General features: G+C 64.7%; 22 protein-coding genes. 14 read left to right on the top strand and 8 right to left on the bottom strand.

Translation table 11 applies throughout. From position 1 onward, the window contains the following. Positions 1-60: 60 nt before the first annotated feature. The 6 genes from glf to FHR70_RS00590 form a co-directional block, all read right to left on the bottom strand. Positions 61-1,215, bottom strand: a complete 1,155-nt coding sequence (gene glf / locus FHR70_RS00615; protein WP_183446066.1) for a UDP-galactopyranose mutase — start codon at positions 1,213-1,215, stop codon at positions 61-63. 6 nt (positions 1,216-1,221) lie between these two features. Beyond that, positions 1,222-2,439 carry a glycosyltransferase gene (locus FHR70_RS00610; RefSeq protein ID WP_183446064.1) on the bottom strand — a complete coding sequence of 406 codons (1,218 nt, stop codon included), beginning with the start codon at positions 2,437-2,439 and terminating at the stop codon, positions 1,222-1,224. Positions 2,440-2,632: 193 nt separating this feature from the next. After that, on the bottom strand, positions 2,633-2,944 hold the full coding sequence (locus FHR70_RS00605; protein WP_183446062.1) for a polyhydroxyalkanoic acid system family protein: 312 nt from the start codon (positions 2,942-2,944) through the stop codon (positions 2,633-2,635). 57 nt (positions 2,945-3,001) lie between these two features. After that, on the bottom strand, positions 3,002-3,307 hold the full coding sequence (locus FHR70_RS00600; RefSeq protein WP_183446060.1) for a hypothetical protein: 306 nt from the start codon (positions 3,305-3,307) through the stop codon (positions 3,002-3,004). Between the two features lie 73 nt (positions 3,308-3,380). Then, positions 3,381-3,737 carry a hypothetical protein gene (locus FHR70_RS00595; protein WP_183446058.1) on the bottom strand — a complete coding sequence of 119 codons (357 nt, stop codon included), beginning with the start codon at positions 3,735-3,737 and terminating at the stop codon, positions 3,381-3,383. Positions 3,738-3,795: 58 nt separating this feature from the next. Continuing rightward, positions 3,796-4,185 carry a septal ring lytic transglycosylase RlpA family protein gene (locus tag FHR70_RS00590; RefSeq protein ID WP_210277439.1) on the bottom strand — a complete coding sequence of 130 codons (390 nt, stop codon included), beginning with the start codon at positions 4,183-4,185 and terminating at the stop codon, positions 3,796-3,798. A 319-nt stretch (positions 4,186-4,504) separates the two neighbouring features. On the opposite strand from FHR70_RS00590, the gene crtI reads away from it, so the two are divergent. The 8 genes from crtI to ispH all read left to right on the top strand — a co-directional run bounded on the left by crtI (position 4,505) and on the right by ispH (position 14,734). Continuing rightward, positions 4,505-6,055 (top strand): phytoene desaturase family protein, encoded by a 1,551-nt coding sequence (crtI, locus tag FHR70_RS00585; RefSeq protein WP_183446054.1) that lies wholly within the window; start codon positions 4,505-4,507, stop codon positions 6,053-6,055. A 139-nt stretch (positions 6,056-6,194) separates the two neighbouring features. Next, complete coding sequence (locus FHR70_RS00580; RefSeq protein ID WP_183446052.1) at positions 6,195-7,292, top strand: SAM-dependent methyltransferase; 1,098 nt, start codon at positions 6,195-6,197, stop codon at positions 7,290-7,292. Between the two features lie 82 nt (positions 7,293-7,374). Beyond that, complete coding sequence (locus FHR70_RS00575) at positions 7,375-8,910, top strand: phytoene desaturase family protein (protein ID WP_183446050.1); 1,536 nt, start codon at positions 7,375-7,377, stop codon at positions 8,908-8,910. 95 nt (positions 8,911-9,005) lie between these two features. Next, entirely contained in the window at positions 9,006-9,746 is a 741-nt protein-coding gene (locus tag FHR70_RS00570; protein WP_183448419.1) for a lysophospholipid acyltransferase family protein, read from the top strand. Then, entirely contained in the window at positions 9,743-10,855 is a 1,113-nt protein-coding gene (locus FHR70_RS00565; protein WP_183446048.1) for a glycosyltransferase family 2 protein, read from the top strand. The genes FHR70_RS00570 and FHR70_RS00565 overlap by 4 nt, the downstream gene beginning before the upstream one ends. Continuing rightward, positions 10,852-12,486, top strand: a complete 1,635-nt coding sequence (locus FHR70_RS00560) for a squalene/phytoene synthase family protein (RefSeq protein WP_183446046.1) — start codon at positions 10,852-10,854, stop codon at positions 12,484-12,486. The genes FHR70_RS00565 and FHR70_RS00560 overlap by 4 nt, the downstream gene beginning before the upstream one ends. After that, on the top strand, positions 12,483-13,769 hold the full coding sequence (locus FHR70_RS00555) for a hydroxysqualene dehydroxylase (RefSeq protein WP_183446044.1): 1,287 nt from the start codon (positions 12,483-12,485) through the stop codon (positions 13,767-13,769). The genes FHR70_RS00560 and FHR70_RS00555 overlap by 4 nt, the downstream gene beginning before the upstream one ends. Further along, positions 13,766-14,734: a 4-hydroxy-3-methylbut-2-enyl diphosphate reductase gene (ispH, locus tag FHR70_RS00550; RefSeq protein WP_183446042.1), complete on the top strand. Its 969-nt coding sequence runs from the start codon at positions 13,766-13,768 to the stop codon at positions 14,732-14,734. The genes FHR70_RS00555 and ispH overlap by 4 nt, the downstream gene beginning before the upstream one ends. On the opposite strand, the gene FHR70_RS00545 is transcribed toward ispH, so the two are convergent. Further along, a complete protein-coding gene (locus FHR70_RS00545; protein WP_183446041.1) occupies positions 14,713-16,134 on the bottom strand; it encodes an MATE family efflux transporter in 1,422 nt (473 codons plus the stop codon). The genes ispH and FHR70_RS00545 overlap by 22 nt on opposite strands. A 145-nt stretch (positions 16,135-16,279) precedes the next feature. Between FHR70_RS00545 and FHR70_RS00540 the strand changes: the two genes are divergently transcribed. Continuing rightward, a complete protein-coding gene (locus FHR70_RS00540) occupies positions 16,280-17,257 on the top strand; it encodes an amidoligase family protein (protein WP_183446038.1) in 978 nt (325 codons plus the stop codon). Next, entirely contained in the window at positions 17,254-17,955 is a 702-nt protein-coding gene (locus tag FHR70_RS00535; RefSeq protein WP_183446036.1) for a gamma-glutamyl-gamma-aminobutyrate hydrolase family protein, read from the top strand. The genes FHR70_RS00540 and FHR70_RS00535 overlap by 4 nt, the downstream gene beginning before the upstream one ends. Position 17,956: 1 nt before the next feature. Here FHR70_RS00535 and FHR70_RS00530 read toward each other — a convergent pair whose 3' ends face one another. Continuing rightward, complete coding sequence (locus tag FHR70_RS00530; RefSeq protein ID WP_183446034.1) at positions 17,957-19,471, bottom strand: response regulator; 1,515 nt, start codon at positions 19,469-19,471, stop codon at positions 17,957-17,959. A gap of 135 nt (positions 19,472-19,606) precedes the next feature. Here FHR70_RS00530 and FHR70_RS00525 point away from each other — a divergent pair, with 135 nt between their 5' ends. The 4 genes from FHR70_RS00525 (at position 19,607) to FHR70_RS00510 (ending at position 24,833) form a co-directional block, all read left to right on the top strand. Beyond that, the gene (locus FHR70_RS00525; protein WP_183446032.1) at positions 19,607-21,862 is read left to right on the top strand and encodes a glycoside hydrolase family 3 N-terminal domain-containing protein; all 2,256 of its coding nucleotides are present in this window, start codon (positions 19,607-19,609) and stop codon (positions 21,860-21,862) included. Positions 21,863-21,948: 86 nt separating this feature from the next. After that, the gene (locus FHR70_RS00520; RefSeq protein ID WP_183446030.1) at positions 21,949-22,740 is read left to right on the top strand and encodes a YoaK family protein; all 792 of its coding nucleotides are present in this window, start codon (positions 21,949-21,951) and stop codon (positions 22,738-22,740) included. A gap of 101 nt (positions 22,741-22,841) precedes the next feature. Next, positions 22,842-23,948, top strand: a complete 1,107-nt coding sequence (locus tag FHR70_RS00515) for an AI-2E family transporter (RefSeq protein WP_183446028.1) — start codon at positions 22,842-22,844, stop codon at positions 23,946-23,948. A gap of 42 nt (positions 23,949-23,990) precedes the next feature. After that, the gene (locus tag FHR70_RS00510; protein WP_183446026.1) at positions 23,991-24,833 is read left to right on the top strand and encodes a DUF1206 domain-containing protein; all 843 of its coding nucleotides are present in this window, start codon (positions 23,991-23,993) and stop codon (positions 24,831-24,833) included. Positions 24,834-24,856 lie beyond the last annotated feature (23 nt).

Raw genomic sequence — 24,856 nt, 5'->3', positions numbered from 1 at the left:
ATTTTCACAAGCGTTCGACAACTATTCTTAGCGCGGAATGTTCGATGCTGTTTTGGATGACTATGAAACCAGCCCTGCGTGCAACGACATGACCTTGACGGCTGATGTATCTGCGCCGACCGGCAGGGACTCGTTGATGCGCCGGAAGGTGGCAAGCGCCTGGCCGACGATCTGGTCCATGTTGTAGTAGCGGTAGGTCGCGAGACGACCCACGAACCAGACGTCGGGGGTGGCCAGAGCCAAGCGCTCGTACTTCTTGAAGAGCTCCTGATTCGCCGCCTTCGGGATCGGATAGTAGGGATCGCCTTCGGCCGACGGGTACTCGTAGGTCAGCGCCGTCTTGGCATGCTCCTGGCCGGTCAGGTGCTTGTATTCCGTGACGCGAGTGTAATCGTTGGTCTGCGGGAAGTTCACCACCCCGACGGGCTGGTGCCAGGCCTTGTCGAGCGTCACATGCTCGAAGCGCAGCGAGCGATAGGGCAGCTTGCCGAACTGGAAATTGAAATACTCGTCAATCGGCCCGCAATAGATCACGCGGCGATGCGGGATGACATTCTTGACGTCGTCGTACTCGGTCTGCGTCATGATGTCGATGTTCGGATGACCAACCATCTTCTCGAACATCCGGGTGTAGCCATGCTTCGGCATGAACTGGAACTCGTCCGTGAAGTAGCGGTCGTCCCGGTTCGTGCGGGTCGGCACGCGCGATGTCACGGATTTGTCGAGCTCGGACGGATCGAGGCCCCATTGCTTGCGGGTATAGCCCCGGAAGAACTTTTCGTAGAGCTCGCGGCCCACGACGGAGACGACGACGTCCTCCGACGTCTTGATCTCGCCGATGGTTTCGGCGCGCTCCGCGAACCAATCCTGCAGCTGTTCGGAGGTGAGATTCAGGCCGTAGAGCTTGTTGACCGTGTCGAGGTTGATCGGTATCGGCACGAGCATGCCGTCCACCTCCGCCAGCACCCGGTGCTCATAGAAGCGCCACTCCGTGAAGCGGGAAAGATAGTCGAAGATCTGCTTGGAGTTGGTGTGAAAAATATGCGGTCCATACTGGTGGATCAGCAACCCATCGTCATCATACCGGTCATAGGCGTTGCCGCCGATATGCGGGCGACGGTCGATGAGAAGGACGCGCTCGTTGCGCTCGCTTGCAAGACGTTCAGCCAGAACGCTGCCCGCAAAGCCGGCGCCGACAATCAGCCAGTCATACATTCCAGATCACTCCGCAGGCGTGGTGGCATAAACGGGAAGGGACGAGGTAGGACGATCCGTGGCGGCCTCGCCGGTGACGTCCAGCATCAGCTTGTGCATGGCACCCCAGGTCTTGTCCCAGGAACCGGCGGCGAGGTGGCGATCCACCCTGGCAAGCCAGGGATCCTTCGGCCTGCTCAAGATGGTTTCGACCTTAGCGACCACTTCCTTGGCGCTCCTTGCGATCTCGACGAGACCTTTTTCGCCATAGGGACGGATCACGTCGGTGATTGCCGTCGAGACGACGGGAACGCCGGCGGCCAGGAATTCAGGCGTCTTGGTGGGGCTGATGAACTTCGTCGCCTCGTTGAGGGCGAAGTTCATGAAGCCCACATCCCAGCCGGCCAGGTAGTGCGGCAGCTCGTTGTAGGACTTACCGCCGAGCCAGTGGATGTTGGGCCGCTGCGGCAGGCTGGCGGGATCGATCTTTACCACCGGGCCGATCATCACGAAGTTCCAGTCGGGGCGCAGGTCAGCAACCTCAGCCAGGAGGTCGATGTCCATGCGCTCGTCCACGACGCCGAAGAAGCCGAGACGCAGATGCGGAATCATCGCCTGGTCCTCGGGATCCTGGTGGATGGAGCGCGCCTGCGAGAAATGATTGAAGTCGATCGATGACGGGAAGCCGTGGACGCTGCGATGGCGATGCTTCTTGGCCTCGTAGAGGCTCATGCCGCCGGTGAACACGAGATCGCAGCGGGTGAAAAGCGCGTTCTCCAGGTCGAGGAGCTCCTGCGATGCGCCGCGGAAGAGCGAGAGCTCATCCATGTTGTCGTAGACGCACAAGTCGCATTCGAGATCGCTGGTGAAGGCCATGGCCATCGGCGTGTAGTACCAGAACACACGTGGGCTTGCCGATTCACGGCCGATCAGATTCTCGATGAGGTCGTGCTGCTCGGAGATGATGTCCTCATGGGACAATCCTTCGGGAAGCATGGGAACGGCAATTGTTACGCCCTGTGGGCGCTCGCTCACGTCCATATGCGGCGTCACGCCAGCCTTGAACATCGGCTCTTCGATGATCAGCACATCGTAATGTTTGGCGGCGCGACTGAGAAGGTGCTGTGGACGCTGCCAGACGAAGTCCCAGCGGAGATGCGAGAAACAGACGAGGAGAGGTTTTTCCGAACCGGCTTTGACAGGCGAACGAAGGGCATAGGACTGCGTCGTCAAACGCTCATGCATAGCGCGAACCTCAGATAAAGGTGTGTTGTCACGATCGGACAGAAGAACCCGGTCCGGGGCGAATAAATCGATGTCGTTAGTGAAGCGCACCGTCGAAGGGTCGCGGTCGCAATCGATTTTACAACGCAGATGGTACAGTTTGGTTCCATCTGCGTTCATCTTTGTGAACGTCTATTCATGGGAATAGTAGACGTCACTTCTTTTCGAGCAAAAGCGTTCCCTGCTTTTGAATAAAGGTCTTTGCCTTCTCCGCAACCATCGCCAGTATCCACGGCAACTGGACTTCAACGCGCACCTGATCCTGCATGACTTCAAGATGGCCGCTCACGTTCTGACCCATGGCGCCGACGCGAAAATCCATCCGGTTTCCGCTCCAGCTTTCCTGAATGGACGCGACCTTGTCTCCAAATTGCGATTTCACGCCGGCCATACCGCCCTGAAGCCGTCGCATGGCTTCGGCTTGGCCTAGGTTGTGGGGAATAGAGACGACGAGGGGCTTCGACATCAGCATGCTCCGCTTTTTGATGGAACAAGCGAAGCCGTGGTGGGTCGGTTCCTTGAATTAAAGCATTTCGACGCGAATCGCCCGAATCACGATGGCTTCCTGATCGAAGCGGCGCTCCAGTTCGGCGCGGTAGCGCTCCCACCAGGAATGATCGATCTCACGGGCCATGACCTCGAACACGACGATGTCGTCATGAGCCGTGTGACCGCCTTCTTTCCAGACGCCTTCGGCCGGAGCACGCGTGAAACTCGTGATCCCGCCGAAGCGTTCGGACAGCTCCGAGCGCACACGCCCATAGGCTGCGCCGTCGAACCGGCGGCCTGCATTGTCGGCAAGCGGCAGAAGAATCTGAATCAGGTGCATCGCCTTCCCCTGGAATGCCATGGCCGGATGAGGACATAGCTCACAGAGCGGGAAAGGCGAGCCCTGAGGATGGTTAGGCCTGCAGAGCCGCGAACAGTTCCCTGTCCGTTTCTGGAATGCCGTCATCGACGCGGTAACGGCCGGAGGGCTTCGAGACCCGCCAGGGCAAGGCCGTGGAGGCATGGAAAGCCTCGGAAGGGCGAAGCCGCCGGCCCATGCCGTCGGCTTGGACTTCATCAATGACGACGAAGCCGAAAATGGTCAGGCGCGTCGCCATGGCCTTGGTCGCGCGATCGTCGGCCCCGATCGTCAGCGACCCCGCGGAATACACCGCATCCATGAGGCTCTTTTGGTCGTGGCGGGGATTGGCTGACGAGCGCGCGCCCGGAAAGCGTATGACGTTCGTCGGCTGAGACGATCTCGATTCCATGTAAGCAACCCTTGGTCCCGAATCGAGCCAAGAATCGCCGCAAGGGATTAAGAAGCGCCTAATCGAGGCGGTGAAGGGAGACGTAGCCGACGCCGGACGAGGTGAGGCCGAGAGCTTGTGCGGGGCCTTTGGCGAGATCGATGATGCGCCGGTGGGCGAAGGGGCCACGGTCGTTCACCCGCACGACCACGGAACGGCCGTTGTTTTCATTCACGACCTTGAGGCGGGTGCCGAAGGGCAGCGAGCGGTGTGCCGCCGTCATGTCGTAGGAATTAAAGCGTTCGCCGCTGGCGGTTTTGCGGCCATGGAAACCGGGTCCGTACCAGGAGGCAGTACCGCGCTGAAAGGCTTTGCCTGTCTCGATATTCGCCGTCGAGATGGATCCTGTGACTGAAGGGTCGTTGGAGGCGGTTGTATTGCAAGCAGCAACAAAAAGAAGTGGCACCATTGCAGATGCTCGGGTGAGGATATTCTTCAAGGACAGTCTCCCCTTCCGTTGTGATTGAAAGTGAAACTGATCTTTAAAAAGGCAAGAATAAGGCACCTAAATTTTTTCAGTGCCACTTCATACTTCAGAGCTATGGATTTATTGCAAAAACTAGCCTGAAGAAAATTATGTCTAGATTTCTATATATGGAACAACGTTTCCTTTCCCCTTAAGGAATATCTCACTGTTCCGTGATCGCCAGAATGTGACTCTGGCCGGATAGCCAAGCCGCTATAGGTAAGTCTTCACTGTTCACGTGACAGTTGAGGACGCCTGTTCGATGCTGAAATCTTCCCCATCCCCGCATGTGGCCGTTGTCGGGGCCGGCCCGGGCGGCTTGGCGTCGGCCATGTTGCTGGCCCGGGAGGGGATACCGGTTACGATCTTCGAACGCGAGCCGGCCGTCGGCGGCCGCACCCGCACGATTCACGCTCCGGGCGGCTACAAGTTCGATATCGGCCCCACGTTCTTCCTGTATCCACGCGTTCTGAAGGACATCTTCGAGGCTTGCGGCGAACGGCTGGAGGATCATGTCGAGCTCCGGCGGCTCGACCCGCAATACCACCTTGTCTTCGAAGGCGGCGGCTCCATCCGGGCGACCTATGATCTCGACCGTCTGGAACAGGAGATCGCCCGCCTTGCGCCCGACGATGCCCGCAACGTGCGGCGCTTTCTCGACGACAACCGCGAAAAGCTCGAAGCCTTCCGACCTGTGCTGGAGCAGGCGTTTTCGAACCCGGCCGATCTCTTCTCGCCCGCCATGCTGGCGGCGCTGCCGAAGCTCCGACCCTTCTCGAGCGTCGACAGCGATCTCAAGCGCTATTTCGCCGACCCGCGCGTGCGCCTCGCCTTCTCGTTTCAAACGAAATATCTCGGCATGTCGCCGTTCCAGTGCCCGAGCCTGTTCACGATTCTCTCGTTCCTTGAATACGAGCACGGCGTGTTTCATCCCATGGGCGGCTGCGGCGCGGTGTCGGAGGCCATGGCCAATGTCGCGCGCAAGTTGGGCGTCGACATTCGCCTGAACATGCCGGTGGACCGCATTCTCTACGAGAACGGGGAGGCTGTCGGACTTGAAGCAGGCGGAGAGCGGTTTGCTGCAGGTTCCGTTGTGGTCAACGGCGATTTCGGCCATGCCATGCGCCGGCTCGTGCCGGAAGAAATGCGCCCGCGCTGGAAGAACAAAAAGCTCGATCGCGCCAAGATCTCCTGCTCGACATTCATGCTCTATCTCGGCATCGAGGGCGATGTCGGCGATCTCGCCCATCACACGATTCTGCTGTCCAGGGAATACGAGCGCAACATTCACGAGATCACGAACGGAATTCTCCCCGAGGAGCCGTCGATCTACGTGCATCATGCGGGCGTCACCGATCCGTCGCTTGCGCCGAAAGGCCACGCGAGCCTCTACGTGCTGGTGCCGGTGCCGAACCTGCGTTGCGATGTCGATTGGACGCGCGAGGCGCCGCGCTATCGCCGGATCGCTCTGGAGCGGCTGAAGCTGCTCGGCCTTACCGACATCGAAAGCCGCATCCGTTTTGAGCGCGTGGTGACGCCGCGCGGCTGGGAGGACGATTTCGCGGTCTTTGAAGGCGCCACCTTCAACCTCGCGCACAATCTCACGCAGATGCTCTATTTCCGGCCGCATAACCGCTTTGGTCGCAACGTCTATCTGGTGGGCGGTGGCACCCATCCTGGCAGCGGTCTGCCGGTCATCTACGAAGGCGCACGGATCACGACGCGATTGCTGCTCGAAGATCGGGAGCGCCGCAAGGTCGGAAATGACAGGCCGGAGCCGGTCGCATCACCGGTGGGCGAAGCCGCTTTGTGAGGGAGCATGTCATGAGTCGGATCGGATCGCTCGCATGCCTGTTTCTCACTCCCTCAGCCGCGCCCCAACCATCCCGTCAGACGCGCCCATCATCGAGGAACCCTCGATGATGGGCGCGCCCTCGATCCAATAGCCTCCCATGCTGTGGCGCGCTTATGCCCTTCTGTCCCATGGAGGAGATCGCTTCGGCCTCGGCTCCGTAGGCCCTGGCTCCTGGCGCATGCCCGCCATTCCAATAACCTTCCGAAAAAGCAGTGACGTCCTGAAGGTGCTCGAAGAGGCCGATACGGCGATCTGGTCGGCGAGTGCCCTGTCGGCCTGCGCCGAGAGCGGGCTTCTCATCCGGCTCAGGCACCCTGCCACCGTCGGCGACTTGGCATCGGCGCTGTCCCTTGCGCCAGCCCTTGTGCAGACCCTGCTCGACGCCCTCGCAGCCTTCGGCTTCGTCACTTGGCATGACGGCCGGGTGCAGGCCTCGCCCGTGCTGATGCCGTTCACGTCGTCCGAGGGCGCCGAAACCTTCAAGGCGGCCTTGCGCGCGCCGCTGCTGCAGACCGAGGATTTCCGGCACAGGCTGAAGGCGGGAAACTTGAGCCTCGACGGTTGGTCTCACACGGACGACGCCATCATCGAGGCGCAGGGCACCCTGACCCGGCATTGGACCACACGGGCGCTGCCGAAGCTGAAATTCCTGCCGGGGCTCGTTCCAAAGCTCGAGGCCCCTGGAGCGGCTCTTCTCGACGTGGGAGCAGGCGCTGCGGGCCTGTCCATCGCGCTCTGCCGGCACTTCCCTCACTTGAGCGCCGTGGCGCTTGAGCCGGCGCCGCACCCGGCAGAGCTTGGCGAAAGGCATGTGCGGCAGGCAGGTCTCGCGAGCCGCATCGCGATCCACCGCGAGCGAGTGGAGGAAATCCAGGAGGACAGGGCCTTCGACCTCGCCTTCCTGCCACAGATGTTCCTGCCCGATGCCGTCATCGAGGAGGCCCTTCGGCGGATTTTCCGTGCCTTGAAGCCGGGCGGCTGGCTCCTGGTCGCGGCCCTTTCCCATGAAGCCCCGGGCACGGCCTCGGCGGTCAACCGGCTGAAGAACCTGCTGTGGGGCGGCAACACCCGCGACGTGGCCCGGATCAAGCCGCTCCTGGAATCGGCCGGCTTCGACCCGGTGATCCGGGCCCCGGGCCGGCAATCCCTGCGCATGATCTGCGCCCGTCGCCCAAACCTGCGTGATCTGCCTTGAAGTGGGTCATGCCATTCCTAGAACCAACACAACTGGACACAGGCCTTGGAACGAATAGGCTCGTGTCCTGCGGGAGGACATCGTGAGCGCTCAAGGAAGTTCGGTTGCAGTCATCGGCGGAGGACTGGGCGGATTGGCGGCCGCCTGCGTCGCAGCCGCCCGCGGGCATAAGGTCACGCTCTACGACAAGAATGCCTGGGTCGGCGGCAAGGCCGCGGTCCTGCACGAGGATGGCTTCCGCTTCGACATGGGTCCGACGATCCTCACCGTGCCGCGGGTTCTGGAGCGTATCTTCGCAGAGGCCGGGCGCAACCTCTCCGACTATCTCGACCTCGTGCGGCTCGATCCGCAATGGCGCTGCTTCTTCGATGACGGCACGCAGATCGACCTGCAGGAGAACATCGATGCCATGGCCCAGGCGATGGACCGCTTCGCACCGGGCAAGAATACCGGTGATGGATATAAGCGCTTCCAGGAGATTTCCGCTCATCTGCACGAGATCTCGAACAAGTTCTTCTTCTGGAAACCTGTCGAGGATCTGTTCGACACCATCAACATCCGGGCCAACATGAACCCCGGAACCCTGCGGGACGTGCTGTCCCTGCGCATGGGTTCGTCGGTGGCCGGTACCATCCGGTCCAAGGTCAAGGACGAGCGCCTGGCGCAGATGCTCGACCATTTCACGCAGTATGTGGGCTCGTCGCCCTATGGTTCGCCCGCGGTGCTCTGCGCCATCGCCCATATGCAGGCGGCTGACGGCGTGTGGTATCCCATAGGCGGTACCCGCGCGGTGGCCGAAGCCTTGGCGAAGCTCGCGACCGAACTCGGCGCCAGCATCAAGACCGACAGCGATGTGGCCTCTCTCAATGTCGAGAACGGCGCTGTCACGGGCATCGTGCTCGCCAGCGGTGAAACCGTGGCCTATGACAGCGTGATCTCGAACATGGATTCGATCCGCACCTACCGCGAACTCGTCGGCGGCGAAGTGGGCGAGCATTACGCGAGGAAGGATTTCGAGCCGGCCTGCTCGGGCGTGGTGCTCTATCTCGGCCTCAACAAGCGCTACGATCACGTCCTCCACCACGACTTCGTGTTCTCGCGCGATCCGGAGGAGGAGTTCGACTACATCTATCGCCGGGGCGAGCCCGCGCCCGATCCGACCTGCTATCTCGCAGCGCCCGCAGCCACGGACCCGAGCGTTGCGCCGGAAGGCGGCGAGGCGCTCTACGTTCTGGTGCACACGCCGTACCTGCGCCCGCATCACGACTGGTCGCAGATGTTCCCGGCCTATCGCCAGGTGATCATCGACAAGCTGAAACGCACGGCCGGCATGAGCGACATCGAGGAGCGCATCGTCGTCGAGCGCCATCTCACGCCGCAGGACATCCATGATCGCTACAAGGTGCTCAACGGCGCCATCTATGGGCTCGCCAGCCACGGCAAGTTCATGGGCGCGTTCAAGCCCGGCAACCGCAGCCGGCAGGTGCAGGGCCTTTATCTCGCCGGCGGCGCGGCTCATCCGGGCCCCGGCATGCCGATGGTCATGATGTCGGGCTGGATCGCCGCCGATGCCCTCGATGCGGACAGCAAGGCTTCAGATTTACGGAACGTGTCTTGAAGCAGGAAGTGACGAAAGCCAATGGAGAACGCTCCTCGCCCCACCGGGCGGGATCGTCTCCCGTGGCGCGTCGTTCGCCCCTGATCCATCGCTTCATGGTCTCCACGTTCCGCCGCTATTTCACGCGCCACATGAATGCGCTGCGGATTGCGTCGTGGGGCCTGCCAGCCATTCCGCCGACCGGGCCGGTCATCGTCTATTCCAATCATCCGGCGTGGTGGGACGCGGCCGTATACATTCTCGCCGCGGACCGTTTCCTTCCCTCGCATGAAAGCTACGCGCCCATCGATGCCGCGATGCTCAAGCAATACGGCGTCTTCGGCCGCATCGGAGCCTTTGGGGTCGATCTGGAGAGCCCCCGCGGCGCGGCGGATTTCCTGAAAGCCAGCGCCGAGATCCTGTCGGCGCCGAACCGTGCGCTCTGGGTCACCGCGCAGGGCCGGTTCAGTGATGTGCGCGAGCGTCCGCTCGGGCTCAAGTCCGGCATCGTGCGCCTTCCCGAACTCGCACCCGACTGCATCGTGATCCCGCTCGCGATCGAATACGGCTTCTGGCTCGAACGCGGGGCCGAGGCCTTTCTGGCTTTTGGCAAGCCCATGCGCGGCCAGGATCTTCTGAACCTTGCACGCCCTGCCCGCCTGGAACGCCTTGAAATCGAGCTTACAACCACCCTCGACCGGTTGAGTGCCGATGTGCAGAGCCGCGATCCGGCGCGCTTCCGATCTCTGCTCGAGGGACGATCCGGTGTTGGCGGCCTCTATGACGGCTGGCGTCGGATGGCAGCGGCGCTGCGGGGCCGAGGCTTCGATCCGTCGCATGAGGGCCGCCCGTCATGATGGTCCTCGGTCTTGTCCTCTTTGGCCTTGCGGCACTCCCCTTCGCGCTGGCTCTCCTGAATCTGGGCATCTTACGTGCGACACCGCCCCATGCACCGCAAGGCGATGTCCTCGTCTCGATCCTGATCCCCGCGCGCAACGAGGCGAAGAACATCGGCCCTGCTCTCGATGCCACGTTAGCCAGCGTCGGCGTGCCGGTCGAAATCCTGGTCATGGACGATGGCTCCACCGATGCCACGCCGGAGATCGTCAGACACTACGCTGCACGCGATGAACGTGTGCGCCTTCTCACGGCCCCTCCCCTTGAAGACGGATGGACCGGCAAGGTCCATGCCTGCCATCATCTCTCGGAAGCAGCCAAGGGCACGCATTTGCTGTTCGTGGATGCCGACGTGCGCGTGAGGCCGCATGCGGCCGCTCTTCTGGTAGGCCATGCACAGAAAACCGATGCCGGCCTGGTGAGCGCCGTGCCGCGCCAGATCATGCGCTCGCTCGGCGAACTGCTCACGGTGCCGACGATCAACCTGCTGCTGCTCGGTTATCTGCCCATGGGCTTCATGCGCCTGTCACGCGATCCCGGCCTCGGCGCGGCCTGCGGTCAGCTCATGCTTGTGGAACGGGAGGCCTATCGCGCAAGCGGGGGCCACGCGGCCATTCGCACGCGCATCCATGACGGCATTCAGCTCGCGCGGCTCTTCCGCCGCAAGGGCTTTATGACGGATCTCGTGCCGGGAGATCATCTCGCCTCCTGCCGCATGTACACACGCTTCGATGAGGCCTGGAACGGCTTTGCGAAGAATGCCCATGAGGGCATGGCGACACCGGTCGCCCTACCGGTCTGGACAATGCTTCTTCTCGGCGGGCACGTGCTGCCCTTTGCCATTCTTCCCTTCGTGCCGACGTTTCCGATCATAGCCGCGGTGCTCCTGTCGCTCGTGACCCGGACGCTCGTGACGGTGGCCACGCGAGAGAATCCCTGGTCAATTCCCCTGCATCCCTTCACCATGTTGATCGGGCTGGCGATCCAGTGGAGCGTGCTCCTGCGGATCGGCACCACCCGCCGCGCCGGGTGGAAGGGAAGGCTTTATCCCGTGGGGGTGAAGCCATGAAGCGGCCGCGGGACGAAAACTTTCCGGTGGCCTCACTGGTGCTCTCGCCCGAGCACCGGGATGCGGTTCTCGCCTTCTATGCGTTTGCCCGGATGGCCGACGACATTGCCGATACGCCAGAACTGAAATCGGCTGAGAAGCTCCAGCGCCTCGACGAGCTCGAGCAGGCGCTCGTCGCCGGCGATCCTGCAATCCCTGAAGCCGCGCGCCTGCACGCGGCCGACAGGCGGCACAAGGCCGGACTTGTCCAGGCACGCGATCTCCTGCGTGCTTTTCGTCAGGACGTGGTCAAGGCCCGTTACAACGAATGGGCGGAGCTGATCGAGTATTGCCGCTTCTCGGCCAATCCGGTCGGCCGCTTTCTCCTGGCGCTGCACAACGAGCGCAGCGCCGCGCAGGCTCCGGCGGATGCCCTGTGCACAGCGCTGCAGATCCTCAACCACCTGCAGGATTGCGGCAAGGACTACCAGGATCTCGGCCGCATCTACATCCCGTTGCGCTGGATGATGGGGGCAGGTTCGGAAAGGGCTTTCTTCGAACCGTCTCACGGTGCTCTGCGCCGCAGCGTGGTCGATGCCATGCTCGATCGGGTCGATGCCCTGATCGATCAGGCGCAATCCCTGCCGGAGCATCTGCAGAACCGCCGCCTGCGGGCGCAAAGCATCGCCACGCTCGCGCTTGCCCGTCTTTTGAGCGAGCGCCTGCGCCGCGGCGATCCGGTTCTGGAGCGGGTGCAGGTGAGCAAGGCCGATGCCTGCGGGGCATTCCTGCGGGGCTTAAGCGGCACGCTGCGCCGGCCGGTCAACGGCGACCATCGCATCACGGCCGCCATGGTGCGGCGCTCCGGATCGTCCTTCCGCCTCGGCATGCAGAGCCTGCACAGCGACCGCCGGCGCGCCATGCATGCGGTCTATGCCTTCTGCCGCGCCGTCGACGATATCGCCGATGGGGCCGCGCCGCCCTCGGAGAAGCGTGCTTTCCTGCGCGAGTGGCGGCGTGAGATCGACCGGCTGCACCGCGCCCCGGAAACGCCCATCGGCCGGGAGCTCGCCCGCGCTTCGACCCTGTTCAAGCTCCCGGTGGAGGAATGCCACGCGCTTCTCGACGGCATGGAGATGGACAGCGCGGAACGGTTGCGGATCGCAAGCGACTACGAGCTCAATCTCTACGGACGCCGCGTGGCGGGCTCGGTCGGAGCCCTGTCAATCCGCATCTTCGGCGTGCCGTCGGCTCATGATTTTGCGCTCGATCTCGGGCGCACCCTGCAGCTCGTGAACATTCTCCGCGACGTGGATGAGGATGCCGCCTGCGAGCGTGTCTATGTTCCGCTCTCGCGGCTCGCGCAGCTCGGATTGCAGGATGCACCGGCCGCCACCCTCGTGGCCGATCCTCGCTTCGCCCGCGTCTGCGACGGCTTGGCCGAGGAGGCGCGTGCAGGCTTTACGGCGGCGGATGCGGCCCTGACGCGCCTCGACCGCGCGGCCTTGAAGCCCGCAATCCTGATGATGGAGAATTACCGCCGCGTGCTCGCCCGACTGCAGGCCCGGGGCTGGGGCACACGCCAAGGCCGACTGCGCCTGAGCACCGCCGACCGCCTGCATCTGATCTCCCGCGCCATGAGGCCCGCATGACAGCACGGCGCACCCATATCGTCGGAGCGGGGATCGCGGGCCTGAGCGCGGCGCTGGCCGCGACAGTTGATGGCGGCGAGGCCGTACTCTATGAGGCTGCCCCCCATCCGGGCGGGCGCTGCCGCACGCTGCACCCCGCCGATGGTTTCGACCATGACAACGGCACCCATGTGCTGTTCACGGCCAATGGGCGTGCGCTCGATCTCCTGAAGACTGTGGGCGCGCGCGAGCGCTGGTGCGAACCCGAACCTAAAGGCCTTCCGCTTTATGACGGCCGCACGGGCGAGATGCGCCGCGTCGGCCTCTCGCCCTGGTCCTGGCTGCTGCCGTCCCGCCGCCCGCAGGGGCTGACCCTGTCCGATCTTGTGCGCATCCTACGCCTGGTCTTCGCCGCGAAGGATTGTCCGGTCGCTGCCATCATTGGCAAGCGCCCGATCATGGACAGCCTGATCGAGCCGCTGACGGTAGCGGTTCTCAACACGCCGCCCGAGCAGGCTTCCGCGCAGCGGCTCGCCTGCGCGCTGCGCCAGCTCATCCGACCCGGCGCGGGCCGTCTCCTGGTGGCGAAGAACGGTTTGAGCCAAGACCTGATCGAGCCTGCCATCGCGACCCTGCAGGCGAGGGGCGTGCCCGTTCTCACCGGGCAGCGGCTGCGCAACCTCCTCATCGTGGGAGGGCGCGTCATCGGGCTGTCGCTGAGCGACCGCACAATCATGCTTGGCCCCGACGACCGCGTGATCCTGGCGCTCCCACCCTACGAGGTGGAGCGTCTTCTGCCTGCCCTTCCCGTTCCGACCCACTTCGAGCCAATTCTCAACGTGCATTACCGCATGAAAGGTCTGGACCGCCCGCGCTTCATCGGCTTCACCGGCACGCTTGCCCAATGGGCGCTGATCCGCGAGAGCCATGTGAGCGTCACCGTCTCGGCCGCCGATACGGTGGTCGATCAGAACGCATCCGATGTAGCAGCCCGGATCTGGCGCGAGATCGCGCCGGCGCTGCACTCCCTCGGCCTCGATGCGCATCCCGACCGGCAGCCCGAAACACGCGTCGTGAAGGAAAAGCGCGCCACGATTCGCCAAGCCGCCGAGACCCTGCCGCAGCCTCCCTTAAGACCGCTCGCGAACCTGGCTCTCGCCGGCGACTGGATCGGGTCTCTTCCCGCCACCATCGAGAGCGCCGTGATGGCCGGCGAGCACGCCGCCTCCATTCTGCACCATGCCCGCGGCACCCGGGCCACTCTCTCCAAAGACAGAGCCTTGAAGACGGAGGACGCGGCATGATTCAGGACCATCCGCCGCTCACCGTTCTGCTCGCCGCGCCGCGCGGCTTCTGCGCCGGTGTCGAGCGCGCCATCCAGGCCGTCGAAGATGCCCTGGAGCAGACGGGAAGGCCCGTCTATGTGCGCCACGAGATCGTTCACAACAACCGCGTGGTGGACGATCTCAAGCGCAAGGGCGCGATCTTCGTCGACGACATCGCCCAGATTCCCGACGGGGCGGTGGCGATCTTCAGCGCCCATGGAGTCTCGCGCGCTGTGGAGCGCGAGGCAGCTGGCCGCGGGCTCTCCGTGCTCGATGCCACCTGTCCGCTCGTGCGCCGCGTTCATCTCGAAGGACAGCGCCATGCCAAGTCAGGCCGCGAGATCATCGTCATCGGCCACCGGGGTCATGTGGAAATCGAGGGCACAACGGGGCAGATCGACGGCACCGTGCATGTGATCGAGAGCGTCGAGGAGGCGCTTAAGCTGCCCGTGCTGAACCCGGAGCGCATCGCCTACATCACCCAGACCACGCTGTCCGTCGACGACACGCGCGAGATCATCGCGGCCCTCAAAACACGGTTTCCGGCCATCCAGGGTCCCGACGTCAAGACGATCTGCTACGCGACGCAGAACCGTCAGATGGCGGTTCGCGTCATCGCCCGCCGGGCGGAGCGGATCATCGTGTGCGGCGCCCGCAATTCCTCGAACACCAACCGTCTGTGCGAGGTGGCCGTGGGCGAGGGCCGCCAAGCGCTGCTCATGCAGGATCCAAAGGACCTGACGCTGTCCTTCATCGACGGCGCCGCCGTGATCGGACTGACCGCCGGAGCCTCCGCGCCCGAGGACCTGGTGCAGGAAGCTCTGGCCCGCCTGGCGCAGTGGCGCCGCCTCACCGTGGAGGAAGTGACCGTGACCCGCGAGGATGCGCAGTTCGCCCCCGTGGATCTCTCGCGTCTCGTCAATCAGCTCGCAAACGCTTCCTGAACGTCCTGCGGCACGGCCGTGACCAGCCCAAGCCGGTCGCGGCGCAGCCAGCGCCAGAGCATCAGCCCGGCCACCACGGCAAGCCCGCTGGCGAGCCCGATCCAAATGCCGATGCCGCGCAGGGGCGTGTTGAAGGCCAGGATGATGCCGAGCGGCAGGCCGATGCCCCAATAGCCCAAGGCCGCATAGATCATCGGCACCCGCGTATCCTGGAGGCCGCGCAGCATGCCGGCGCCGACCGCCTGTGCGCCGTCCACCAGCTGGAAGATGGCGGCCACCACCAGGAACGAGCGTGCCAGATCGACCACGAGTGCATTCTTGGGATCGCTCAGGTCGAGGAAAGCGCCCAGCAGCAGGTGCGGCGCGAACATCATCAACGAGGCCGTGATCACCATGAAGCCGGTGCCCAGGGCAAACGACGTCCAGCCGGCGCGGGTGACCCCTGGGGCGTCCTGCGCGCCATAGGCACGGCCCACGCGCACCGTCACGGCCTGCCCGATCCCGAGCGGAACAGAAAAGCAGAAGGAGGCAATCTGCAGCGCCACCGCGTGGGCTGCCAGTTCGCTCGCGCCGAGCCGGCCCATGAGCATGGCGGCCGCGTTGAAGATCGTTACCTCGAACATCAGCGTCAGGCCGATGGGAACGCCGATCCGCCACAGGGTGCGGTAGCGCGGCCAGTCGGAGCGCCAGAAGCGGCCGAAAATGTGATAGCGCCTCAGCTTCGGGTCGAGAACGATCACCAGGGCAAGTCCCAGGAACATGAACGTGCTCGACAGCACCGTGCCCAGCCCTACTCCGATCAGCCCCAGGGCGGGCAGACCGAAGGAGCCGACCATCAGGACGTAAGCCGCACCGAAATTCACCGGGATGGCCAGCAGCCCGATGAACAATGCCCAGCCCGGACGCTCCAGTGCCGCCAGGAAGGAGCGCAGCACCAGGAAGAATAGAAACGGCAGCAGGCTCCACTGAAGCGCGCGCATGTACTGGCCGGCATTATGGGCAAGCCGCGGCTCCTGGCCGATGGCGAGCAGGATCGCCTCTCCGTTCCAGGCGACGATCCAGATCGGGATCGCAACCGTGACGCAAGCCCACAGGCCCTGACGAACCGTGCGCCGCACCTCGCGCACGGAATGGCGTTTGCGGCCAAGCTCCTCGGCGATGATCGGCGAGGTGGCGTTGACGAGGCCGATGCCGAAGATGAGGAAGGCGAAATAGAGATTGGTGCCGAGCGCCCCTGCGGCCAAGGCCTCCGACCCCATCCAGCCCATCAGGATCACGTCGGACGTCATCAGGGCGTTCTGCGCCAGGGTAGCGAGAACGAGAGGCCAGCCGAGAGCCAGAGTGGCGCGAAGCTCCGCCAGCCAGGCGGCTCGCTCGGTCAGAGAGATGCGATGAATCATGATGCCAGGCTTGTAGCCAACCTGCCGCCGGAAAGCCACCACAGGAACCCTGAAGCCATGGGAACCCTGAGTTAAGGAACCTGAGCTCAAGGGCGTCCGTTCCCCTCCCTGCTCACATTTTCGTGTTGATTTCCTGGAGTTCTTCATGGCGCAGCCGGCGCTCTCCACAGCTATCGATTTCTCCCTGCCGCCGGTCCTGCACAACGAGCGGGGCGAGGTGCGCACGGTCGGGGTCGAGATCGAGTTCGTCGGCCCCTCCGCCGAGAAGACCGTGCAGGCCCTGCAGGAGGCCCTCGGAGGCCGGCTGATCGAGGAGGACCCGCATGCGTTCGTCCTGAAGGAATCGGCTATCGGCGACCTGACTGTGGAACTCGACAGCCGAATTTTGCATCCTGGAAAGCAGGCGGGCACGCAGCGCGGCGTGCTGCCCAAGATCGCGGCCCTCTTTGGTTTTGCCGCGAGCTATCTCGTCCCTTGCGAACTCGTCACGGCTCCGACACCTATCGATCGGCTGGAGGAACTCAACCGCATCCTGGCCATCCTGCGCGCGCTCGGCGCCAAGGGCACGCAGGATGCGCCCTTCTATGCCTTCGGGCTGCATTTCAACCCGGAGATTCCGCGCCAGGACGCGGCCACCGTAACAGCCTTCATGAAGAGCTTTGCGCTGCTCAACCCATGGCTCCGGCGCGAGGCCTCCCCGGACGCGACCCGCAACCTCCTCGGCTTCGCGGATCCCTTCCCGGCCGAGTACGTACGCAAAATCGCCTCTCCGGATTACCAGCCGGATATCGCAACCTTCATCGATGACTATCTGAGCCACAACCCGACGCGGAACCGCGATCTCGACCTCCTGCCGCTCCTGCATCACTTCGATGCCGGGCGCGTGCGGGCCGTGCTGCCGAACGAGAAGATCAACGGCCGCCCCACGTTTCATTACCGGCTGCCCGATGCGCGGGTGAGCGATCCCGGCTGGAGCATCGCGCCGGACTGGAACCGCTGGGTCTGCGTGGAACGCCTGGCCGCCGATCGCGAGAAGCTGGACGCGGTCGGCTCCGCCTATCTCGCCTTCGAGGGGGAGGACAAAAGCTGGGCCAACGTGGTGGAGCAGGTCGTACGCTCATGACCAGACCTCTCATCGGCGTCACCACGTCTCGCCGCGGCGGATGGCGCAGCTACCTCATGCACCGGCTGGCGCTCTATCGCGCGGGCGCGCGCTCCATTCGCCTCGTGCCGGGCCATCCTCTGCCGACGGAGCCGCTCCACGGTCTCGTCATCGGCGGCGGCGACGATATCGGGGCGGAGATCTATGGCGGAAAGGTTCTGCCCGACGTGCGCATCGATCCCGAGCGCGACAAGCTGGAGCTCGGGCTGCTCAAGGCGGCTCTGCCGGTCGGCTTGCCGGTGCTCGGCATCTGCCGCGGATCGCAGATGATCAACGTGGCGCTTGGCGGCACGCTGCACACGGACATCTACGAGGTCTATGTGCAGGCGCCGAAGATGCGCACCGTCCTGCCGCGCAAGACGGTCTCTGTCGAGCCTCTGTCCCGTCTCAACGGCATCCTGCGCTGCAACCCGTGTCTCGTGAATGCCTTGCACCACCAATCCGTGGACCGGCTCGGGCAGGGTCTCAGCATCGCGGCCCGCGACGAGAGCGGCATCGTGCAGGCCATCGAGAGCCCGAGCGCACCGTTTCTTCTGGGCGTGCAATGGCATCCGGAACTGCTGGTGTGGAAGAAGCCGCAGCAGCGGCTGTTCGCAGCGCTCACCGAGGCAGCCCGCGAGGCGGCACTGCCCCTCTCGACATCACCGCTTGCGATCTAGATCAGCGGGCTCGTCTCGACGTGCGCGGGAAGAGTGGGATCACCTTGTTGTCGCGCGGCGGATTCAGGTGACGCTGGATCGCCGCGTGAAGGTCGCGACTGACGATGGGTTTCTGCAGCAGCGGGAACTCGCTCTCCTCCCCCGCCGCACTGGGATTGCCCGTGATCAGCAGGACGGGCAGAGCCGGTGCGATCTGGCGGACCTCGCGCGCCAGCATGACGCCGTTCATCGTGCCCGGCATCGCGATATCCGCCAGCACCAGCGCGGGCCTGCGCGTATTCAGGGACCTCATCGCCTGTGCGGCATCGGTGGCGATGCTGGTCACATAGCCGAACTCCTCGAGGCTCGACTGAAGAGCGAGCGCCACTTCGAGTTCGTCGTCCACCACGAGAACCTCGGTGTGGTTCGGCACCGGCTCCTCAGGAGCCTCGTCCTCGCTCGGTGAACCTGTCGGCAGCAAGGTCGCCGCATTGGCTCGCGGGAGATAAAGAATGATTGCGGTGCCGTTTTCGTCCCGGCGCACCTCCGAGGCGCCGCCGAGGCCTTCCAGGAAATGCAGGCTCTGTCGCAGGGACAGCCAGGACGAGAGATCGAGATCCCGCAGGACAAAGGCCTGCTCAGGATCTGTCGCCGGCGCGAGGCGCGCATCATCCGGGCCTGAACTGCGGATCGTCAGCTGCACGAAATCGCCCTCGCGCGTCAGGTCCGGCAGCGACCCCTTCTCGACCGCAACGTTTCGCGCCTCGATCGTGATGGTACCACCCTGAGGCAGGGCATCCCGGACATGCCCGCTCAGCATCACGATGGCCGTCTGGATGTCGTCCGGATCGGCCTCCACGGACCAGAGATCGTCTGCCAGGGACATCCCCATGTCGACCGTGTCGCGCAGCAGTGAACGGCTCATCAGGTCGGCGACCGAGCTCACCTGCTCGGCAATGTTCACATACTGGACCTTTGCCTCGCCTTGGCGGGCAAAGGCCGTCGACCGGGCGATGAGCTTGGCGGCCTGATCGGCGGCCACGAGGGCCGAGAGCAGCTTGCGCTGCAGGATCGGCTGATCCTTCAGCTGACGGGCCGCAGCGTCGATATTGGCGCTGATGACCATGAGCCGGTTGTTGAGGTCATGGGTGATCCCGTCGCGCAACCGGTCGACGGCCTCGGCCTTCTGAAGGCGACGCAGGGCTTCGTCCTCGTCTGAGGCTACAGACACTTCAGGAAACTGATCCTCAACGAAAGCGAATGGGACAGCGGGCTCTTCGATGGGACCGGCCGTGACATCCTCGAACACGGAGAATTCGTCGGATGCGTCGGCCTCTTTGTCCTGGAGGGCCTCCCGGACCTGCCGCCCGATCAGCAGCGGAGCTCCGGTGGCCAGCAGCAGGAAAAGTCCCGCCGCTGCCGCGATCAGCGTGGAATCCCTGAAGAAGGCAGCGCCGGCCAGCGCGAAACCCGACAGGATCAGGGCGCAGGACAGGGCCAGCAGAGACAGCTTCAACAGGACGGGCAGCAAAGGCACTCGGATTTCCCGAAAATATGAATTGACCCAGCGTCCCTCAGACGCCACTTGCAACGACTATCTTGTGTAACACGAACCGAGGACAAGCGCGGTCGCCTCGCGATAAAGTGTTACTGTCCCACAAAGGAGATGATTGTGCGGCTTTCTGATGTCCATGGATGGGCGCGGCTGGCGCTCGCGGCGGTTTTGACGGCCTCTTTTGGCCCGCAGGTGAAAGCCCAGCCAATATCCGACCAAGCCATCGAGCGCCGCGTCAACGAACTCCTCGGGCAGATGACCCTGGAGGAGAAAGTCGGCCAGCTGAATCTTGTCTCGCATGGCCCGCCCCTGCGCTGGGAGGACATTTCCGAAGGCAAAGCCGGGGCCCTGCTCAACTTCAACAGCGCCCCGGACGTGGCCCGCGCCCAGGCCCTGGCACGCCAGAGCCGCCTCAAGATCCCGCCGCTCTTCGGCCTCGACGTGCTGCACGGCTTCCGCACCCAGTTCCCGCTTCCGCTGGGCGAAGCCGCGGCCTTCAGCCCGCGCGTCTCGCGCATGGCATCCGAGTGGGCCGCCAAGGAGGCGGCCTCTGTGGGCGTGAACTGGACCTTCGCGCCCATGGCGGATCTCTCCCGCGACAGCCGCTGGGGCCGCATCGTCGAGGGTTTCGGCGAGGACCCGTATCTCGGCTCCGTTCTGACCGCAGCCCGCGTGGAGGGTTTCCGCAGCGGAGGCCTTGCAGCGGCCACAAAACATTTCGCGGGCTACGGCGCACCGCAGGGCGGGCGCGACTACGACACCACCTACATCCCACGTGCGGAGATGTACGACACCTATCTGCCGCCCTTCCGGGCCGCCGTGGAGGCGGGCTCCGCGAGCTTCATGGCGGCCTTCAATGCGCTCAACGGCGAACCCTCCACGGCCAATCCCTGGCTGCTGACGGACGTGCTGCGCAAGCAATGGGGCTTTGACGGCTTCGTCACCTCCGACTGGGTCGGCATCGGCGAGTTGATCAACCACGGCATCGCAGCCGACGGTGCGGAGGCCGCCCGCAAGGCGATCCTCGCCGGCGTCGACATGGACATGATGGGGCTGCTCTACATCAAGCACCTGCCTGACGAGGTGCGCGCCGGCCGGGTGCCGGAAAGCGTGATCGACGAGTCGGTGCGCCGCGTGCTGCGCACCAAGTTCCGCATGGGCCTGTTCGACCGGCCGGACATCGACCCGTCGCGCTCCGATTCCGCCTTCCCGACCGCGGAATCGCGCCAAGCGGCCCGAGAAGTGGCGCGCGAGACCTTCGTGCTGCTGCAGAACCGCGACGACGTGCTGCCCGTGCCGGCCAGCGCCCGCTCCATCGCGGTGATCGGCCCCCTGGCCGACGCGCCGCACGATCAGATGGGACCGCATGCTGCCCGGGGCCACAAGGAGGACAGCGTCACCGTTCTCGAAGGCATTCGTCGTCGTGCGCAGGGTGCCGGCATCACGGTGCGCCATGCCCCGGCCTGCGATCTCTTCTGCCGCAACACGGACGGGTTGCCGGCCGCGCTCGATGCTGCCAGACAATCCGATTTCGTGATCGCCGTCTTCGGCGAGCCGCAGGAGTTGTCCGGCGAGGCTGCCTCCCGCGCCCACCTCGAACTCAACGGAAAGCAGATCGAGGTGCTGGAAGAGCTCGCCAAGACCGGCAAGCCGGTTGCGCTGGTGCTGCTGGGCGGACGCCCGCAGGTGCTCGGCCCCGTAGCCGAGCGCATCCCCGCCATCCTGATGGCCTGGTATCCGGGCACGGAGGCGGGGCCTGCCGTGGCCGACGTGCTGTTCGGCGACGTGAACCCGAGCGGCAAGCTGCCGCTCACCTGGCCGCGGGCCACCGGGCAGCTGCCGCTCTACTACAACCGCTTGCCTACCGGCCGGCCGACACTGCCGAACAACCGCTTCACCCTGCAGTACATCGACGAGGGCATCGCACCGCTCTACCCGTTCGGCTGGGGCCTCAGCTACACGCAGTTCGCCTATGCGGATGCGGTGATCACGCAGAAGCAGTTGGACGAAGGCCAGATGCTCGAAGTTGCGGTGAGCGTGAGGAACACGGGCACGCGGGACGGCCAGGAGGTCGTGCAGCTCTATACCCGCGACCCGGTGGCAAGCCGCAGCCGGCCCCTGCGCGAGCTGAAGGCCTTCGAGAAGATCGCCCTGAAGCCCGGCGAGACGAAGCGCGTGACCTTGAAGGTGCCGGTGGAGTCGCTCGGCTTCCATCTCGATGACGGCACATATCTGGTCGAGGCAGGTGCCATCCAGGTCTTCGTCGGTGGCAGCTCTCTGGCCGAGCCCATCGGTGAGGCCGAGATCATGAAGACCTTCCGCGTTCCGCCCATGGAGCGGCGGGCCTCGGCCTCGACCAGCGTTGCGCAGTGATTGAACATCGGCTGCTCAAGCATTGATGCTCGGGCAGCCTTTCGACGCATTGGATCTCTTTGGCAATCAGCGCTAGGCTTACGCCTATGAGCGCTCAGTCGACCAAGCCGGAGCCCCGCGACTTCTCCATCCGATCGGTGAGGGGCATTGCGGCGCATGAACGGACCGGCGCGGCGGACACCCTGCTCGGCATGGCCCTTACCTTTGTGGCGGGCGCGATCAACGCCGGCGGCTTCCTGGCGGTCGGACAGTACACCTCGCACATGTCGGGCATTATGTCCGGCATGGCCGACAATCTGGCTCTCGGCTCCCTCGAGTTTGTGGGCCTCGGGCTCATGGCCTTCCTGCCCTTCGTCACAGGAGCCGCCTGCTCGGCGATGCTGATCAACTGGGGGCGTCGCCACCACCTCGGCAGCCGCTATGCCATGCCGCTCATGCTGGAAGCCTTCCTGCTGCTCACGTTCGGCCTCCTGGGCTGGCTGGCCCATCCCTCGCCGGCCTTCGTGATGCTCGCCGTGCCTCTCCTGTGCTTCATCATGGGACTGCAGAACGCAACCGTCACCAAGATCTCCGGCGCGCGCATGCGCACCACCCATGTGACCGGGATCGTCACCGATATCGGGATCGAACTCGGCAAGCTCGTCTACTGGAACCGGAACCCGGACAATCCGGACCGGGTGCTGGCGGACCGGGCCAAGCTGCGCCTGCTGGTCCTGCTGCTCGCCTCCTTCTTCATCGGCGGCGTGACCGGTGCCATCGGCTTCAGCCAGGTCGGATTCCTGTTCGCGCTGCCCTTCGCGCTCCTGCTGCTCCTGCTCGCCGGGCCTCCCCTGGCCGAGGATGCCTCGGCCCTGACCCGGCGAATGACGAAGGGCTGACCCGCCATTGGCGGGAAGGCCGGGGCTGCTTCCTTGGATAGCGCATCGTTAAGTGCGGAAAACCGGGACCACTTTTCATCACGATGCGCTAGATTCCCAATATGCTAGAGCGAGCACCAGCCTCCTCACAGCGACCCGACTCTGCTCTCGATGCACGCCGGACGGCACGGCTTGTCGGTGCAGTGCTGCTTATGGTGCTGGCCCTCTGGATGATCCAATCCTACCTGATAGCGCTCGGCTGGGCCGCGATCATCGCCATCAGCGTCTGGCCGCTCTATCGCCGGATCCAGGCCCGTCTCGGCGGATCGCGCTTGGCGGCACCGCTGCTCGTGACGATAACCCTCGCCATTCTTCTGCTCTTTCCCATCGCTCTCGTGCTCACCGAAATCGGCCGGGAGGGTCAGTTCGCGATGCAATGGCTGACCGAGCTGCAGCAGAACGGCCTGCCCGTGCCGGACTGGGTTCATCGCCTGCCCCTCATCGGCCAGCATCTCGGCACTTGGTGGCAGACGCATCTGGCCCGGCCGAACTCCGCAGAGCAGATCCTGAACGACGTCGACCGACAGACCGTGACCGGATGGTCGAGAGCGCTCGGCGGCGCGCTGCTGTCCGATCTCTTTCACGCCTTCCTCACCTTTCTCACGCTCTTCATCCTGCTGCGCGGCGGCGAGCGGATCGGCGGGCATGTGCTCGCAACCATCGACCGCTGGTTCGGGGACCCCGGCGAGCGCCTGGCGGAGAGCATGGCCGGCGCCGTGCGAGGAACGGTGAACGGGACGATCCTCGTCGCCGTGGGCGAGGGCATTCTGATTGGCATCGGCTATGTGGTGGCCGGCGTGCCCAACGCCGCCTTGTTCGCAGTTCTCACCACCGCCTTCGCCATGCTGCCCTTCGGGGCTTGGTTCGCCTTCAGCGCCGCCGCCATCGTGCTTGTCCTCACGGGCGGCACCCTCGTCGCGGCGGCCGCCGTCGTCGGTTGGGGCGCTGTCGTCATGCTGGTCGGCGACAACATCGTCCAGCCAGCCCTGATCGGTGGAACGGTGCGGCTGCCCTTCCTGTGGACCCTGCTGGGCATTCTCGGCGGCCTGGAGACATTCGGCCTCATCGGCCTCTTCATCGGCCCTGTCCTGATGGCCGCCCTCCTGACCATCTGGCGCCAGCAGGACGGCTCCGGTCCGGCCGCTGCAACGAACAAGGAACCTCCATGAAGGCTTGGCGGTTCACTCGTGACAGAGCGGAGTCTGTTGCCCATGCCCAATCTCAGCCGTAACCCCGTCGAGACCCTGGCCCGGTTCGGCTATGGCGCGCGAGGCGTGGTCTATGGCCTCGTCGGCGCCCTGGCTTTGCTCGCCGCCTTCGGTTCCGGTGGCCAGACCGGCGGCAGCCGCAGCGCCCTGCAGACGCTCCTCTCCCAGCCCTTCGGCAAGGTCTGGCTGGTCCTGATCGCGATCGGGCTGTTCGGGTTCTGCGCCTGGCGCGTGCTGGAAGCGCTCACCGATGCCGACAAACGCGGCTCCGACCTGAAGGGCTGGGCGATCCGGGGCGCGCATCTGATCAGCGGCGTCATCTATGCGGGTCTGGCCCTCTTCGCCCTCAACCTCGCCCTGGGGCGCGGCCAGGGAGGGGGCGGTGAGGACCAAGCTGCCCGGGACTGGACCGCCTGGCTCATGGGCCAGCCCTTCGGCCAGTGGCTGGTGGGGCTCGTCGGCCTCGCGATTATCGGGACGGGCCTCGCCTTCATCGCGAAAGCCTGGCGCGGCCGGGTGGCGGAGCGCCTCTCCCTGCCGGCCGACAAGAAGGGCTGGATCTGCACCGTCGGCCGCATGGGCTTTGCCGCCCGCGGCGTCGTGTTCCTGATGATCGGCGGCTTCCTGGGTCTTGCCGCCCTCCACGCCTCCTCCTCGGAGGTGCGCGGCCTCGGCGGTGCGCTGGAGGCCCTGCAGGGGCAGCCTTATGGCTGGGTGCTCCTGGGGCTCACCGCGCTCGGCCTGTTCGCCTTCGGCCTTTTCGGCCTCATCCAGGCCCGGTACCGCCACATCGACGCGCCCGACCTCGACGATGCAAAGGCCGCCGTCGCGCGGGTGGGGCGATAAGCCGGTTTTGCTGGAAAACCGGC

The organism is Microvirga lupini (genome assembly GCF_014191055.1).
GTDB lineage: Bacteria > Pseudomonadota > Alphaproteobacteria > Rhizobiales > Beijerinckiaceae > Microvirga > Microvirga lupini_A.
Note: the sequence above shows the minus strand (reverse complement) of the source record. Positions and strands in the feature narration are given on the sequence as shown.

Bases quoted from the DNA above. Each gene is read 5' to 3' on its own strand.
- glf (WP_183446066.1), bottom strand. From the start codon at position 1,215: ATGTATGACTGGCTGATTGTCGGCGCCGGCTTTGCGGGCAGCGTTCTG.
- FHR70_RS00610 (WP_183446064.1), bottom strand. From the start codon at position 2,439: ATGCATGAGCGTTTGACGACGCAGTCCTATGCCCTTCGTTCGCCTGTC.
- FHR70_RS00605 (WP_183446062.1), bottom strand. From the start codon at position 2,944: ATGTCGAAGCCCCTCGTCGTCTCTATTCCCCACAACCTAGGCCAAGCC.
- FHR70_RS00600 (WP_183446060.1), bottom strand. From the start codon at position 3,307: ATGCACCTGATTCAGATTCTTCTGCCGCTTGCCGACAATGCAGGCCGC.
- FHR70_RS00595 (WP_183446058.1), bottom strand. From the start codon at position 3,737: ATGGAATCGAGATCGTCTCAGCCGACGAACGTCATACGCTTTCCGGGC.
- FHR70_RS00590 (WP_210277439.1), bottom strand. From the start codon at position 4,185: ATGGTGCCACTTCTTTTTGTTGCTGCTTGCAATACAACCGCCTCCAAC.
- crtI (WP_183446054.1), top strand. From the start codon at position 4,505: ATGCTGAAATCTTCCCCATCCCCGCATGTGGCCGTTGTCGGGGCCGGC.
- FHR70_RS00580 (WP_183446052.1), top strand. From the start codon at position 6,195: ATGCTGTGGCGCGCTTATGCCCTTCTGTCCCATGGAGGAGATCGCTTC.
- FHR70_RS00570 (WP_183448419.1), top strand. From the start codon at position 9,006: ATGGTCTCCACGTTCCGCCGCTATTTCACGCGCCACATGAATGCGCTG.
- FHR70_RS00565 (WP_183446048.1), top strand. From the start codon at position 9,743: ATGATGGTCCTCGGTCTTGTCCTCTTTGGCCTTGCGGCACTCCCCTTC.
- FHR70_RS00560 (WP_183446046.1), top strand. From the start codon at position 10,852: ATGAAGCGGCCGCGGGACGAAAACTTTCCGGTGGCCTCACTGGTGCTC.
- FHR70_RS00555 (WP_183446044.1), top strand. From the start codon at position 12,483: ATGACAGCACGGCGCACCCATATCGTCGGAGCGGGGATCGCGGGCCTG.
- ispH (WP_183446042.1), top strand. From the start codon at position 13,766: ATGATTCAGGACCATCCGCCGCTCACCGTTCTGCTCGCCGCGCCGCGC.
- FHR70_RS00545 (WP_183446041.1), bottom strand. From the start codon at position 16,134: ATGATTCATCGCATCTCTCTGACCGAGCGAGCCGCCTGGCTGGCGGAG.
- FHR70_RS00540 (WP_183446038.1), top strand. From the start codon at position 16,280: ATGGCGCAGCCGGCGCTCTCCACAGCTATCGATTTCTCCCTGCCGCCG.
- FHR70_RS00535 (WP_183446036.1), top strand. From the start codon at position 17,254: ATGACCAGACCTCTCATCGGCGTCACCACGTCTCGCCGCGGCGGATGG.
- FHR70_RS00520 (WP_183446030.1), top strand. From the start codon at position 21,949: ATGAGCGCTCAGTCGACCAAGCCGGAGCCCCGCGACTTCTCCATCCGA.
- FHR70_RS00515 (WP_183446028.1), top strand. From the start codon at position 22,842: ATGCTAGAGCGAGCACCAGCCTCCTCACAGCGACCCGACTCTGCTCTC.
- FHR70_RS00510 (WP_183446026.1), top strand. From the start codon at position 23,991: ATGCCCAATCTCAGCCGTAACCCCGTCGAGACCCTGGCCCGGTTCGGC.